Source organism: Streptomyces sp. NPDC005648 (assembly GCF_040605395.1).
Lineage (GTDB): Bacteria > Actinomycetota > Actinomycetes > Streptomycetales > Streptomycetaceae > Streptomyces.
On sequence record NZ_JBEXCS010000002.1, the window covers coordinates 150,273 to 165,279 of the forward strand.

Genomic DNA, 15,007 nt, shown 5'->3' on the forward strand with positions numbered 1-15,007 from the left:
GCGGAGGTTGGTGTGACGGGGCTTGAGCGGGGCGGGAGTCGGGTCTTCGACGGTGGGCCGCTGCTGCTCGGGGTGCGGCATCACGGGCCGGGGTCGGCCAAGGCCGTGCGGGCGGCATTGGACGCGGCCCGGCCCGAGGTCGTGCTGATCGAGGGGCCGCCCGAGGCGGACGCGCTGATCCCGCTGGCCGCCGAGGAGGAGATGCGGCCGCCGGTCGCGCTCCTTGCCCACGCCGTGGACGAGCCCGGCCGCTCGGCGTTCTGGCCGCTCGCCGAGTTCTCCCCGGAATGGGTGGCGATCCGCTGGGCCCTGGAACACGAGGTCCCGGCCCGCTTCATCGACCTGCCGGCGACACACACCCTGGCCTGGGGGAGGGACGGGGCCCAGGGGCCGGAGGGCGAGGTGACCGACACGGCCGTCGCGGCGGAGGCGGACGTCCGTGTCGACCCCCTCGCCGTGCTCGCCGAGACCGCCGGCTACGACGATCCCGAGCGGTGGTGGGAGGACGTCGTCGAGCACCGGGGCGCGGGGGACGGGGACGCGTTCGCGCCGTTCGGGGTGCTCGAGGAGGCCATGGGGGCCCTGCGGGAGGCGTACGGGAGCGGAGGGCACCAGCGGGATCTCGTCCGGGAGGCCCATATGCGGCTCCAGGTTCGCACCGCGCAGCGGGAGTTCGGGGACGCGGTCGCCGTGGTCTGCGGTGCCTGGCATGTTCCGGCGCTGCGGCACAGGACGACCGTCGCCGCCGACCGGGCGCTGCTGAAGGGCCTGGCCAAGGTGAAGGCGGAGCTGACCTGGGTGCCGTGGACGCACCGACGACTGGCCCGGGCCAGCGGCTACGGGGCCGGGATCGACTCGCCGGGCTGGTACGGGCATCTGTTCGGCGCGCCGGACCGGCCGGTCGAGCGGTGGATGACCAAGGTCGCCGGTCTGCTGAGGGACGAGGACCGGCTCGTCTCCTCCGCACACGTCATCGAGGCGGTGCGGCTGGCCGAGACGCTCGCCGCGATGCGCGGCCGTCCACTGCCGGGGCTCGGTGAGACGACCGACGCCGTACGCGCGGTGATGTGCGAGGGCTCGGACGTGCCGCTGGCGCTGGTGCAAGACCGGCTGGTGGTGGGGGACGTGCTGGGAGAGGTGCCCCGGTCGGCACCGGCGGTGCCGTTGCAGCGGGACCTGGACCGGATCCAGCGCCGGCTCAGGCTCCGGCCGGAGGCACTGGAGCGGGAGCTGGAGCTGGACCTGCGCAAGGAGACCGACGCCGGGCGCAGCAGGCTGCTGCACCGGCTGCGGCTGCTCGGCATCGAGTGGGGCGAGCCGGTGACCTCGCGGGGGAGTACCGGCACGTTCCGGGAGACATGGCGGCTGCGATGGGAACCGGAGCTCGCGGTGCGGATCGCGGAGGCCGGGGTCTGGGGCACGACCGTGCTCGCCGCCGCGACGGCCAGGGCGGAGGCGGACGCCGTCGCCGCGCAGGGGCTCGCCGACGTCACCGCTCTCGCCGAGCGCTGCCTGCTGGCCGAACTGCCGGAAGCGTTGCCCGTGGTGATGCAGGTCCTCGCCGACCGGGCCGCGCTGGACACCGACGTCGGCCACCTCGCCCAGGCCCTGCCGGCCCTGGTCCGCTCCCTCCGCTACGGCGACGTACGCGGTACGGACACCGGCGCGCTGGCCGAGGTCGCCGCGGGCCTCGCCGAGCGGATCTTCGTCGGCCTCCCCCCGGCTTGCGCCGCCCTGGACGCGGACGCGGCCGACGAGATGCGACGCCATGTGGACGCGGTGCACGGCGCGGTGGGGCTCCTGGACGAAGCGACCGAACCGGCGTCGCACCGGCCGCCCCGATCCGCGTCCGAGACACCTGCGGGCGTGACGGGGGCGGTACCCGCGGACCGTTCGGCGATCCCGCAGGCCGACCGCTCGGCGGGGGGTGCCGTAGAGGACCGGCGTGGTCTGCGGGGCCGTTGGCACTCCGTGCTGCGCACCCTGTCCGTGCGGGACACTGTGCCCGGAGTGGTTCGTGGGCGGGCGGTGCGGTTGCTGCTGGACGACGGGGAGTTGGGACAGGACGAGGCCGCGCGGCTCATGGGGCTGGTGCTGTCGCCGGGGACTCCACCGGGGGACGCGGCCGCCTGGATCGAGGGGTTCGTCGGCGGGGGCTCGGGCGGCGGGATGCTGCTCCTGCACGACGAGCGGCTGCTCGGGCTGGTCGACGCCTGGCTGACCGGGGTGCCGGCGGAGGCGTTCACCGACGTACTGCCGCTGCTGCGGCGGACGTTCTCGGCGTACGAGCCCGGAGTGCGGCGCACGCTTGGCGAATTGGTCCGGCGGGGTCCGGGGCAGCGGCGGAGCGGGGTGGCGGTCGGCTCCGGCATACCGGGGTTCGCGGCCGAGCTGGACGACGCGAGGGCGGACGCGGTGCTGCCGGTGGTGCGGCTGCTGCTCGGGCTGGAGGGGCCGGGCGTCCTCGGCGCAGTGGACACGGCGGCCAAGGGTGTCGACAACAACCTTGTGGGGGTGGCGAGTTGAGGACCGATGGGCGAACGGGCAGGCGAACGAGGGACACGAGCCGGAGGGGCGGCGTGATGGGGATGAACGCGGTCGACAAGGGGCGCCGACACGAGCAGCCGCTCCGGTACGACCGACGGCTGGGGCGCGGACGTTCGGCGCGCGGAGGTGCCGCGGCACGTGTCGTGCTGGCCGATCGTCAGCAGGCAGACGTCACAGCGGCGGGTCGTCCGACGACGGCCGTCCTGGTGGTTCCGCTGTGGGAGCGGCCTCGTGTGGGGGAGCGGCCACGGGCGGGGGAGCTGCCCCGGGTGGAGGTGTGCCGATGACAGCCGAAACCATGCCGGCGGATAGGGCAGATGTGGCCGATACGGGCGATGCGGTCGATGCGGATGGTCTGGCGGACTCCGGGCGGGAGCGGCTGCGGCGCTGGCGGCTGGTGCTCGGGGGTGATGCCGCCGACGGCACCGGGTGCGCGCTGTCGGGGCAGGACGCCGCGATGGACGGGGCGTTGGCCGCGCTGTACGGGAAGGCGGAGCGGCAGGGGCGGCAGGGGAAGGACCGTTCGGCCGGGCTGGGGGCGTCGGCGCCGTCCGTGGCGCGCTGGCTCGGGGACATCCGGACGTACTTCCCCTCCTCCGTCGTCCAGGTCATGCAGCGGGACGCGATCGACCGGCTCGGGCTGTCCACGCTGCTCCTGGAACCGGAGATGCTGGAGGCGGTGGAGGCCGACGTACACCTCGTCGGCACACTGCTCTCCCTCAACAAGGCGATGCCGGAGACGACGAAGGAGACCGCGCGGGCGGTGGTCCGCAAGGTCGTCGAGGATCTGGAGAAGCGGCTCGCCACCCGTACCCGGGCGACGCTCACCGGCGCCCTCGACCGCAGCGCCCGTATCAACCGGCCGCGCCATCACGACATCGACTGGAACCGCACCATCGCGGCCAATCTCAAGCACTACCTGCCGGAGTACCGGACGATCGTGCCGGAGCGGCTGATCGGCTACGGGCGGGCGTCCCAGTCGGTGAAGAAGGAGGTCGTGCTCTGCATCGACCAGTCGGGGTCGATGGCGGCGTCCGTCGTCTACGCCTCCGTGTTCGGGGCGGTGCTCGCGTCCATGCGGTCGATCGACACCCGGCTCGTCGTCTTCGACACCGCGGTCGTCGACCTCACCGACCAGCTCGACGACCCGGTCGACGTGCTCTTCGGCACCCAGCTCGGCGGCGGTACGGACATCAACCGGGCGCTCGCGTACTGCCAGTCGCAGATCACCCGGCCCGCCGAAACCGTGGTCGTGCTGATCAGCGACCTCTATGAGGGCGGTATTCGCGACGAGATGCTCAAGCGGGTCGCGGCCATGAAGGCGTCCGGGGTGCAGTTCGTGGCGCTGCTCGCGCTGTCGGACGAAGGGGCGCCCGCGTACGACCGGGAGCACGCGGCCGCGCTCGCCGCGCTGGGGGCGCCGGCCTTCGCCTGTACGCCCGATCTGTTCCCGGAGGTGATGGCGGCGGCGATCGAGAAGCGGCCGCTGCCGATACCGGATACGGCCTGACCGGAAGTCAAACGGGGTGGATCCGCTGACGATTTGTCGATGCGGCGTCGTCCGACTCGGGCGAGTAAAAACGGACATGACTACCCATCGGTAACGGAGGGCTTGCGCAACCGCCGGAGGGGCGTGCGAGGATCGATGCCTCATCGGCGGTGTGTTGTCGCTCCGCTCGCCCTGACCGCGTTGTGCCGACTCCTGGCTTGTGACGCGCAGTTCGCCCGAACCGTTTCGCCGCACGAGAGGAACCAACCCTCTTGACCTGGCCCGCAGCCTTGCCCGCTGCCGCGTTGCGCGTGATGCGCACGGCGGCAGGTCGGCGTGCGCTGCAGGTCGCGGTGCTCGTGGGTGGCCTGTTCGCCCTCGGGTTCCTCTGCGGGGAGCAGGCGCGTGCGGCGGAGGGGGCGCCGGTGGCGTCCTCGCCGGTGGTCGCGGCGGTGACACCGGGCTCGGCGTCGGTGGACGGCGCCGGGTCGTTGGTGAAGGCGGCGGCGGGCGGGCTCGCGAGGCCTCCGGCCGTCTCGGCTGCCGGAGCCCAGGCAGAACTTCCGGCCCAGGCGGGGCCCGCGCAGTCGGCCCAGTGGGGCCCCGAGGCTTCGGCCCAGCCGGGCCCCGAGGGTCCGGCCAAGGCAGGTCCCGGGGCTCCGGGCACGGTGGCTCCTGAGGGTCCGGCCAAGGCAGGTTCTGGGGCTCTGGGCACGGTGGCTCCTGAGGGTCCGGCCAAGGCAGGTTCTGGGGCTCTGGCCGTGCCAGGTCCTGAGGCTTCGGTCAATCGTGGGCCGCGTACCCCGGTCGGGGCCAAGCCGACGCGCATGGCCAAGCCCGCCGATTTGGAGCCGGCCGTCCCGGCCGAGCTGGTGCCGGCCGCCCCCGCCAAGCCGGAGGCGGCGACCCCGGCTGAGCCCAAGCCCGCACCCCCGGCCTCCCGTACTCCCGTCCCAGGCGTCCCCGTCCCCGGTGCCCCCGCCGGCCCGACGCGACACCGCGCGCTCCACCCGGTCACCGGGGTCCTCTCCTCCCCGGGCGCCGTTGATCCCGTTCTTGGTCCGCTGGTCGGGCAGGTCGCCCAGTCCGTGGACGACGGGGTTCTGCGGCCGGTCGGGGGGCTGGTGGAGACGGTGACGGACGAGCTGGCCGAGGCGGTCGCGCAGATACCGCCGCTGTCGTCGTTGCCGACCCTGCCGGAGTTGCCGGGCGGGCCGTCGGTTCCGACCTTGCCCGGTCTGCCCACGGTGCCGGTGCAGACCTTGCCCGCGCCGGTGACGCCGCCGGACGCGCCGGGGCGGTCGGTGGGAGCGGGGTTGAGCTCCACCTCCACCGAGAAGCGTTCCGGGACGGCCAGCGACAGTGCGGCGGCCGGTGTGACCTACGGCCCGCAGTCAGGTGAGGCCCGCTCCGCCGGTCACGCCTCGGCACACATCGACGGGCGGCGGGCCGCCGACGCCGGGTACGCCCCGGCGCGGCAAGCGCCCGGCGGGGACCCGAACGGCGCGCTGAGCAACCGTTCGGCCGTCGACAACGGCACGTCCCGGCACGGTGACGCGCACGCCGTCACCCTTGGCCGACGAGTGCCGCTGAGCCTGCTGCTCGGTGCCGCCGTACCCGGTGACGCGGACGCGACCCGGGAGAGGCACCGGGACATTCCGGTTTCTCCCGCCTAGGACAGGCACCCCCCCGCCGTAGACCTGTCGGGCGGGGCGCATCAGGTCTGTCCGCCCGCCCGTCCGGACACGTGCGTTCCCTGCGCTCCCTGCCCTTCCTGCGCCGTACACGTGCCGTAAGACCGCCCTCGCCGGAGCCGACAGGCCACGCGACGGCCGACGGGCCAACGGCACCCGCTGGTCGATCAGACCCGCTGACCGACCAGACCCACTGACTGCTCCGTGAGGACGGAGGACCCGGACGGCCGAAAGCCGTCGGTCCGTCCGGCTGATGTCCCGCGGAACGGGCCGGGTGGTCCCCATTGGGGTGGGGACCCACCCGGCCAGGCCCCGTGGCGTGGCCCTTTCGAGGGGCTTCGGGGCCGTGCAAGGGGCCTCACCGGGCCAACCCCAGTCCGGTGAGGCCCTCTCGGCCTCTCGGCTTCTCGGCTTCTCGGCCTTCCAGCCCACCCTGGCCGATTCCCCGCCGCTTCGGGCACTCCTTTCCGGGTCTCCCCGCCTCCTCCCCCTCTCCTTCCCCTGTCCCCTCCGCGTCTCCGCCACGTCTTCGCGCCGTCTCCTCTTCGCGCCTCCAACCCCGCCTTCTCCCCGGCTCCATTCCGGCTCCCGGGCCCCCGCAGACAGCCTGCCGAACCGCCGTCGATCCGGCGGACCCCTCACACCCGGCACCCCGTGCCAGTGAGTGCGGCATCATGTGACAGGTATCACCGCTCAGGTGTGACCCTCGATTTAGGGGCCCTACGCAAGCAGCGATAACCTGCGAGACGGACATGCCGCGCGCTCGGACACCGTGTGCGCCTCCCTAGTGACCGGCGGACGTCACGTTGCCCTTCGCGGCACGCCCACGCATCCAACGAACCGCGAGATCACTGATAGGGACGGAAGCGCGTGGACCTGTTCGAGTACCAGGCGAGGGACCTCTTCGCCAAGCACGATGTACCGGTGCTGGCCGGTGAAGTCATCGACACGCCTGAGGCGGCCCGCGCAGCCACCGAGCGCCTCGGTGGCAAGTCTGTCGTCAAGGCCCAGGTGAAGGTCGGCGGCCGTGGCAAGGCCGGTGGCGTGAAGCTCGCCGCCACCCCGGACGAGGCCGTCGCCCGCGCGACGGACATCCTCGGCATGGACATCAAGGGCCACACGGTCCACAAGGTGATGATCGCCGAGACCGCCCCGGAGATCGTGGAGGAGTACTACGTCTCCTACCTCCTCGACCGTGCCAACCGCACCTTCCTCTCCATCGCGTCCGTCGAGGGCGGCATGGAGATCGAGGAGGTGGCGGAGACCCGCCCCGAGGCCGTCGCCAAGACGCCGATCGACGCCAACGAGGGTGTCACCGAGGCCAAGGCCCGCGAGATCGTGGAGGCCGCGAAGTTCCCGGCCGAGGTCGCCGACAAGGTCGTGAACGTCCTGGTCAAGCTGTGGGACACCTTCATCAAGGAGGACGCCCTCCTGGTCGAGGTCAACCCGCTGGCCAAGGTCGCCTCCGGTGACGTCATCGCCCTGGACGGCAAGGTCTCCCTGGACGAGAACGCCGAGTTCCGTCAGCCGGAGCACGAGGCCCTCCAGGACAAGGAGTCGGCCAACCCGCTCGAGGCCGCCGCCAAGGCCAAGAACCTCAACTACGTCAAGCTCGACGGCGAGGTCGGCATCATCGGCAACGGCGCGGGTCTCGTCATGAGCACCCTGGACGTCGTCGCGTACGCCGGTGAGGCGCACGGTGGCGTCAAGCCCGCCAACTTCCTCGACATCGGCGGCGGCGCCTCCGCGCAGGTCATGGCGAACGGCCTGGAGATCATCCTCGGCGACCCGGACGTCAAGTCCGTGTTCGTGAACGTCTTCGGCGGCATCACCGCGTGCGACGAGGTCGCCAACGGCATCGTGCAGGCGCTGAAGCTCCTGGAGGACCGCGGCGAGGACGTCACCAAGCCGCTCGTCGTCCGTCTCGACGGCAACAACGCCGAACTGGGTCGCCAGATCCTCACCGACGCCAACCACCCGCTGGTCCAGCGTGTGGACACCATGGACGGCGCGGCCGACAAGGCCGCCGAGCTCGCGGCTGCGAAGTAAGGACGAGGGAACACCAGCCATGGCTATCTTCCTCAACAAGGACTCCAAGGTCATCGTCCAGGGCATGACCGGCTCCACGGGCATGAAGCACACCAAGCTCATGCTCGCCGACGGCACCAACATCGTCGGCGGCGTCAACCCGCGCAAGGCGGGCACCACCGTCGACGTCGACGGCACCGAGATCCCGGTCTTCGGGACCGTGGCCGAGGCGATCGAGAAGACGGGCGCGAACGTATCCGTCCTCTTCGTACCGCCGGCCTTCGCCAAGGCCGCCGTGGTCGAGGCGATCGACGCCGAGATCCCCCTCGCCGTCGTCATCACCGAGGGCATCGCGGTGCACGACTCCGCCGCCTTCTACGCCTACGCGGTCTCCAAGGGCAACAAGACCCGCATCATCGGCCCGAACTGCCCCGGTCTCATCACCCCGGGCCAGTCGAACGCCGGCATCATCCCGGGCGACATCACCAAGCCGGGCCGTATCGGCCTGGTCTCGAAGTCCGGCACGCTGACGTACCAGATGATGTACGAGCTCCGTGACATCGGCTTCTCGTCGGCGGTCGGCATCGGCGGTGACCCGGTCATCGGTACGACGCACATCGACGCGCTGGCCGCCTTCGAGGCGGACCCCGACACCGACCTCATCGTCATGATCGGTGAGATCGGTGGCGACGCCGAGGAGCGGGCCGCGGCCTTCATCAAGGAGAACGTGAAGAAGCCGGTCGTCGGCTACGTTGCGGGCTTCACCGCGCCCGAGGGCAAGACCATGGGCCACGCCGGCGCCATCGTCTCCGGCTCCTCCGGTACGGCCGCCGCCAAGAAGGAGGCCCTCGAGGCCGCCGGCGTCAAGGTCGGCAAGACCCCGACCGAGACGGCGAAGCTGGCCCGCGAGATCCTGGCCGGCTGAACAGCAACAGCAACAGCCATAGCAACAGCGGCTGAATAGCTGGTAGTTGGTGGCCCGCTCCCCAGTAGGGGGGCGGGCCACCAACGTTTTTCCACGGCGGTCACGGCGGCTACGGCACCTGCGGCACAAGCCGCTCCGGTCCCTGCTGGGCCTCCTGCCGCAGCTTCGCCCTGAGCGCCGCCGCCTCCTCCGACAGCGGCCCCTGCACCGCCCGCGGCGGGATGTCCTGGATCGCCATCCCGGGCGCCACCGGCGGCTCATAGTGCGTCGGGGCCGTCCGCACGGCGACGGCGGTCGTCCCGATGAGTGCGACGGTGCAGGCGATGGCGGCCCGCGTCCAGAACCGTGTCCTGCGCTCGCCCCCCACCCGCACGGCCGGCGGTCTCGCCGCGCGCAGACGCTCCATCGAGGCGAGCGCCGCCAGCCGGTGATGCAGTTCGGCCGGGTCGGCCAGCTCCGGGACGCGCGCGAGAATCGCCTCGCGCGCGTGCAGCAGACGGCCCGCCGCCGCCGGGGTGCTGGCCTCCGTCTCCGCCGCCGTCTCGGGCAGATCGAGGCCCACACCGTCGTAGAGGACGACCGTGCGGCGGTACGGCGGCGGGAGTCTGAGGAGTGCGGTGAGCAGGGCGCGGTCGCGGGCGTCGGCCGGCGGGGGTTCGGGGTGCCGGTAGCGGGGGCGGAAGCGGTGCCAGGGGGAGAGGGCGCAGTCGTACGCCGTCGCCCGCACCCAGCCCGCCGGGTCGCGGTCGACCGCCACCTCGGGCCAGCGCTGCCACGCGAGTTGGAACGCCCGCTCGACCGACTCGCGGGCGAGTTCGCGGCGGCCGGTGAGCAGATAGGTCTGCCGTACGAGGGCGGGGGCGCAGAACGCGTAGAGCGCGTCGAAGGCCTGAGCGGGCGTCAGGGGTGCCGACAGCTCGCGTTCCTGAGGCTGCGTCACTGGGCGCCCCTTCGTACGAAAAAGTACATAACCGTATATTGGGCGACACTACGGGGGTTCGCCTGTTACGACGAGAAAGCGCGTGTCGTTGGGAGCATGACGGTCGTGATCCAGATGACCGCTCGTCGACCGCCGTTGTCGTCCCTGCTCATCCGTCTGCGCGACCGTTCGCCCGGACTGGCTGCCAGCCTTCTGGGTGGTGCGGTGGCCGCCGGGCTGGGGCTCGGGTCGTTCGCCGTGCTGGTGATGGTGCTGTGGATCAGTTCGCCGTACCCCGACAGCGGGCCCGGCGGCGGGCTGCATGTCGCGGCCGCGCTGTGGCTGCTCGCGCACGGGGCCGAGCTGGTGCGCGCCGACACGTTGTCCGGCCGTCCCGCGCCGGTGGGGGTGACGCCGTTGCTGCTGCTGATGGTGCCGGTGTGGCTGGTGCATCGGGCGGCGCGGGACGCGGCGGGGGAGGAAGGCGACGTAGCGGGTGAGGGAGAGTGCGGGGGCGCCGGCGCGTCCGGGTGGACCGCGTGGACGGGTGTCGTCCTCGGCTACCTCGGTGTCGGTACCGGGGTGGCGCTGTACGCGTCCGGGGGTGAGCTGCGGCCCGACTGGGGGTGGACCGGGGTGTGTCTGCCGTTGCTGGTCATGGGCGCGGCGGGGATGGGGGTCTGGACGGCGTACGGGCGTCCGCGCGAGGCCCTCGACGGGGTGCTGGTGCTGCTGCCCGCGGGTGCGCGACGAGTGGCCCTCGGGAGGGAGTCACGCAGCCGGATCGCGGTTGCCGCGCGGGCCGCAGGGGCGGGGGTCGCGGTGCTCGTCGGGGGCGGGGCGTCATTGGTCGGGGCGTCTCTGCTGTGGCACGGCGGGGCCGCGCGCGGGTCCTTTCTGCAGCTCACGGAGGGGTGGTCGGGGCGGTTCGCGGTGCTGATGCTGTGTGTGGCGCTGGTGCCCAACGCGGCGGTGTGGGGGGCGTCGTATGCGCTGGGGCCCGGGTTCGTGCTGGGCGCCGGGCATGTGGTGGCCCCCCTGTCCTCGGCGCCGGCACCCCTCCTGCCACCGTTTCCCCTGCTGGCGGCTGTACCGGAGGCCGGGAGCGGGGGATGGGCCAACTGGGCCGTCGGGGTGGTGCCGGTGGTGGCCGGGGTGACCGTGGGGTGGTTCGTGGGGCGCAGCGGGGGCGGTGGGAGTGCTCTGCCTGGGGCCGCGGGCGGTGGGTGGTCTCGGGGGACGACCGCCGGGGTCGCCTTGCTGGCGGGGGTGTTCTGTGCGGCGGGGGTCGCTGTGTCGGCCGCGTTGGCGGGTGGGCGGCTGGGTGTCGCGGCGCTGGCTCGGTTCGGGCCGGTGTGGTGGGAGGTGGGGGGCGCGGCGGTGCTGTGGATCGCGGCGACCGCGTTGCCTGTCGCGATGGGGGTGCGGGAGTGGCAGGGCCGGGAGCGGGGCGGGGCCGGGAAGAAGGCGCGGGAGTGGGAGATGCCGGGGGTGGGGGTGTCCACCGGAGAGGTGCCCGGTGGAGAGGTGCCCGGCGGAGAGGCGTCACGCGGAGAGGCGTCCGGGGCGGAGCTGGTGGGGAGCGGGGGGCGTCGGGGGCGGGGGCCGTTGCGGGCCGTGAGGGCGGTGGGGGCCCGGCTCGGGATGCGGCGAGGGGGTGGGGCCGAGGAGGTGGGGGAGGCGAAGCCGGCAGCCGGCGCGGCGGCCGTTCCTGTGCCCTACGACCAGGACGACGATGTGTACGGGCCGTTGCGGGAGCAGCACGACAGGACGTTCGAGCCGTACGACTTCCTGCCGACCGAGCCCTTTCCGGAGGCGGTGCCTTCGGCGTGGGGTGACGACGCGTCCCGCGAGGCTCGCTGGGCGGCGCTGAAGGAGGCATCGTCCTACACGGAGGAGGCGTCGTCCGACACGGAGGAGGCGTCGGCGGACACACCGGAGCGGCCGGACCGCCCGTGAACGCCGGACGGGCTCGCTGAAAACCTGCCAGTTCCCGGACCCAGTCCCTCAGTTGTTCTGGCCCAGCAGACCCCGCAGCTCCTTCGGCAGGAGGGTCGCGCAGGACTGTTTCGCCTCGTTGGTGAGGGCGTCGTTCGTGCAGGTGTAGTAGTCGCGGTAGACCAGCTGGGCCGCGAAGGTCGTGGCGACCAGGGCGAGAGCGAGGGAGGCCGTGACCAGACCGCTCACCGCCGCGGTGGTCTGGGGGCGACCGGACTGGTCCTGGGGCGGGGTGGGGGCGGACGTCGGGTCGGGGGTGCGGGGCTTGGCCCGCAGGGCGCTCACGCCCCAGTACAGCGCGAGGGCGCCGAGCAGGAGGGCGACGTAGGGCCAGCTGAACAGGGCGAAGAAGAAGGCCCACATGCCGCAGAGCAGGGAGTAGCGGGCGCGTCGCTGGACGGGGTCGGTGGGGTCCCAGCGCATGCCGGAGCCGGAGGGCGGTCCGCCGGGGCCGTCCTGACCGGGCACCGGGCCACGGGGGCGCTCGCCGAACCCACCGGAGGAGCGGCCGGGCTGGCGGTCGCTCCACTGGTTGCCCCACGGGGAGCCGCCCTCGGAGCCGGAACCGTCCGAGCCGTCTTCGCCCTTCGCGGGGCGGCGCGGCTGCCAGGGGCGGTCGGGCGTGCCCTCCGGCGGCGGGGCGAACGGGTTGTCGTCCTGGGGGGAGGGCGCGGAGCCGCCCCGCGCACCCTCGTCCTTGTGGTCCGCGTCGGGCGGTGAGGCCGGGCGCTCACGCAGCAGCGCGGCGCCGCGCTCCCCTCCCTGGGCCGGGAGCGGGGGGAGCGTAAGGAGTCGCAGACTGCGGTCCGACATCAAGAGAGCGTCTTCCCCTTGGTGAACGTGGCTTGGCTTCGTGGAACGTGTTTCGGGACTTCGGCTGCTGCGGGAGCTCCCGAAGGCGGTGGGTACGGCGGTTCTGCATGGGCTGTCACCCGGTGAACGCACCGCACGACAAGCACGTTCCCGAACCAGCCCCTCCCAGACGCTACCTTCCGGCCACGCCCCCGTCCCGAGGGGGCCGCCCGGTGTGCCGGTATCGTTGCTGACGGTCGGCCGCTTCGTAGACTTCCCCGTATCCCGGGGCGCGATGCATTCGTACGAATGTACAAGCGCGGAGGTGCGAAGGACGTGGGGTGCGAGAGGACGTACGAGGCGTCGGCCGCTCGAAGAACGCTCCCCCGAGAAAGGGCCCCCACCGTGGCCGCCAAGCCCGTGGTCAAGCGCCTCGTCGTGCTGGTCTCCGGATCCGGCACCAATCTGCAGGCGCTTCTCGACGAGATCGCGAGCATCGGCGCCGAGGCCTACGGCGCGGAGATCGTGGCCGTCGGCGCGGACCGGGAGGGCATCGAGGGGCTCGCGCGGGCCGAGCGCGCCGGACTGCCCACCTTCGTACGCAAGGTGAAGGACTACGGCACGCGCGAGGAGTGGGACGCGGCCCTCGCCGAGGCCGTCGCCGCCCATGAGCCCGACCTCGTGGTCTCCGCGGGGTTCATGAAGATCGTGGGGAAGGAGTTCCTCGCGCGCTTCGGCGGGCGGTTCGTCAACACCCACCCCGCACTCCTGCCCAGTTTCCCGGGAGCCCACGGTGTGCGCGACGCGCTCGCGTACGGCGCCAAGGTCACCGGCTGCACCGTCCACTTCGTCGACGACGGCGTCGACACCGGACCGATCATCGCTCAGGGCGTGGTGGAGGTCCGGGACGAGGACGACGAGAGCGCTCTGCACGAGCGCATCAAGGAAGTCGAGCGAAGGCTGCTCGTCGAGGTCGTGGGGCGCATCGCCCGCAACGGCCATCGCATTGAGGGACGAAAGGTAGTTATCCAGTGACCGCCGAGAACAAGCGGCCCCTTCGCCGGGCGCTCATCAGCGTCTACGACAAGACCGGCCTCGAAGACCTCGCGCGCGGCCTGCACGGGGCGGGCGTGGAGCTCGTCTCGACCGGGTCGACCGCCGGCCGTATCGCCGCCGCCGGCGTCCCCGTCACCAAGGTCGAGGAGCTCACCGGCTTCCCCGAGTGCCTGGACGGCCGGGTCAAGACGCTGCACCCGCGTGTGCACGCCGGCATCCTCGCCGACCTGCGGCTCGACAGCCACCGCGAGCAGCTCGCGGAGCTCGGTGTCGAGCCGTTCGACCTCGTCGTCGTGAACCTCTACCCGTTCCGCGAGACCGTCGCCTCCGGCGCGAGCCCCGACGAATGCGTCGAGCAGATCGACATCGGCGGGCCGTCCATGGTGCGCGCCGCCGCCAAGAACCACCCCTCGGTCGCGATCGTCACCAGCCCCGCCCGGTACCCCGACGTCCTCGCGGCCGTCCGTGACGGCGGCTTCGACCTCGCCACCCGCAAGCGCCTGGCCGCGGAGGCCTTCCAGCACACGGCCGCGTACGACGTGGCGGTGGCCAGCTGGTTCGCTTCCTCGTACGCCCCCGTGGACGACTCCCAGTTCCCCGACTTCCTCGGCGGCACCTGGGAGCGCGCGCACACCCTGCGCTACGGCGAGAACCCGCACCAGCCGGCGGCCCTCTACGTCTCCGGCACGGGCGGGCTCGCGCAGGCCGAGCAGCTGCACGGCAAGGAGATGTCGTACAACAACTACACGGACACGGACGCCGCGCGCCGGGCCGCGTACGACCACGAAGAGCCCTGCGTCGCGATCATCAAGCACGCCAACCCCTGCGGCATCGCGGTCGGTTCGGACGTCGCCGAGGCACACCGCAAGGCGCACGCCTGCGACCCGCTGTCGGCGTTCGGCGGGGTCATCGCCGTCAACCGCCCGGTGTCGAAGGAGATGGCGGAGCAGGTCGCCGAGATCTTCACCGAGGTCATCGTCGCTCCGGACTACGAGGAGGGGGCCGTCGAGGCCCTCGCCAAGAAGAAGAACATCCGGGTCCTGAAGGCCGCGGGGGCTCCCTCGAACCCCGTCGAGCTGAAGCCGGTCGACGGCGGTGCCCTCCTCCAGGTCACCGACCGGCTGCAGGCCGAGGGCGACGACCCGGCCAACTGGACCCTGGCGACCGGCGAGGCCCTCTCGCCCGCCGAACTCGCCGAGCTGGCCTTCGCCTGGAAGGCCTGCCGCGCCGTTAAGTCCAACGCCATCCTGCTCGCCAAGGACGGCGCCTCGGTCGGCGTCGGCATGGGCCAGGTCAACCGCGTCGACTCCGCGAAGCTCGCCGTCGAGCGGGCCGGTGCCGAGCGCGCGCAGGGCTCGTACGCCGCCTCGGACGCCTTCTTCCCCTTCCCGGACGGCCTGGAGGTCCTTCTGGAGGCCGGGGTCAAGGCGGTCGTCCAGCCGGGCGGTTCGGTCCGCGACGAACTCGTCGTGGAGGCCGCGAAGAAGGCGGGCGTGACGATGTACTTCACGGGGACGCGGCACTTCTTCCACTGAGCCCCACCCCACACCGACCCTCGG

Annotated in this window: 10 protein-coding genes; 8 read left to right on the forward strand and 2 right to left on the reverse strand. The window is 72.7% G+C overall.

The features are described from left to right. Positions 1-12 precede the first annotated feature (12 nt). From ABZT17_RS02040 to sucD, 5 genes are all read left to right on the forward strand, one after another. Entirely contained in the window at positions 13-2,526 is a 2,514-nt protein-coding gene (locus ABZT17_RS02040; RefSeq protein ID WP_356342492.1) for a DUF5682 family protein, read from the forward strand. A gap of 319 nt (positions 2,527-2,845) precedes the next feature. Then, the gene (locus ABZT17_RS02045) at positions 2,846-4,057 is read left to right on the forward strand and encodes a VWA domain-containing protein (protein WP_356342658.1); all 1,212 of its coding nucleotides are present in this window, start codon (positions 2,846-2,848) and stop codon (positions 4,055-4,057) included. Between the two features lie 806 nt (positions 4,058-4,863). Continuing rightward, complete coding sequence (locus ABZT17_RS02050; RefSeq protein ID WP_356342495.1) at positions 4,864-5,712, forward strand: hypothetical protein; 849 nt, start codon at positions 4,864-4,866, stop codon at positions 5,710-5,712. Between the two features lie 888 nt (positions 5,713-6,600). Next, a complete protein-coding gene (gene sucC / locus ABZT17_RS02055; protein ID WP_356342497.1) occupies positions 6,601-7,779 on the forward strand; it encodes an ADP-forming succinate--CoA ligase subunit beta in 1,179 nt (392 codons plus the stop codon). 19 nt (positions 7,780-7,798) lie between these two features. Then, positions 7,799-8,683 carry a succinate--CoA ligase subunit alpha gene (gene sucD, locus ABZT17_RS02060; protein ID WP_356342499.1) on the forward strand — a complete coding sequence of 295 codons (885 nt, stop codon included), beginning with the start codon at positions 7,799-7,801 and terminating at the stop codon, positions 8,681-8,683. A 109-nt stretch (positions 8,684-8,792) separates the two neighbouring features. Here sucD and ABZT17_RS02065 read toward each other — a convergent pair whose 3' ends face one another. Next, positions 8,793-9,623 carry an RNA polymerase subunit sigma-70 gene (locus ABZT17_RS02065; protein WP_356342502.1) on the reverse strand — a complete coding sequence of 277 codons (831 nt, stop codon included), beginning with the start codon at positions 9,621-9,623 and terminating at the stop codon, positions 8,793-8,795. Positions 9,624-9,719: 96 nt separating this feature from the next. Here ABZT17_RS02065 and ABZT17_RS02070 point away from each other — a divergent pair, with 96 nt between their 5' ends. Then, entirely contained in the window at positions 9,720-11,561 is a 1,842-nt protein-coding gene (locus ABZT17_RS02070) for a DUF6350 family protein (RefSeq protein ID WP_356342504.1), read from the forward strand. A gap of 48 nt (positions 11,562-11,609) precedes the next feature. On the opposite strand, the gene ABZT17_RS02075 is transcribed toward ABZT17_RS02070, so the two are convergent. After that, positions 11,610-12,413 carry a hypothetical protein gene (locus ABZT17_RS02075; RefSeq protein WP_356342507.1) on the reverse strand — a complete coding sequence of 268 codons (804 nt, stop codon included), beginning with the start codon at positions 12,411-12,413 and terminating at the stop codon, positions 11,610-11,612. Positions 12,414-12,797: 384 nt separating this feature from the next. Here ABZT17_RS02075 and purN point away from each other — a divergent pair, with 384 nt between their 5' ends. Both purN and purH read left to right on the forward strand, forming a co-directional pair. Further along, a complete protein-coding gene (purN, locus tag ABZT17_RS02080; protein ID WP_356342510.1) occupies positions 12,798-13,427 on the forward strand; it encodes a phosphoribosylglycinamide formyltransferase in 630 nt (209 codons plus the stop codon). After that, complete coding sequence (gene purH, locus ABZT17_RS02085) at positions 13,424-14,983, forward strand: bifunctional phosphoribosylaminoimidazolecarboxamide formyltransferase/IMP cyclohydrolase (RefSeq protein ID WP_356342512.1); 1,560 nt, start codon at positions 13,424-13,426, stop codon at positions 14,981-14,983. The genes purN and purH overlap by 4 nt, the downstream gene beginning before the upstream one ends. Positions 14,984-15,007: the final 24 nt, after the last annotated feature.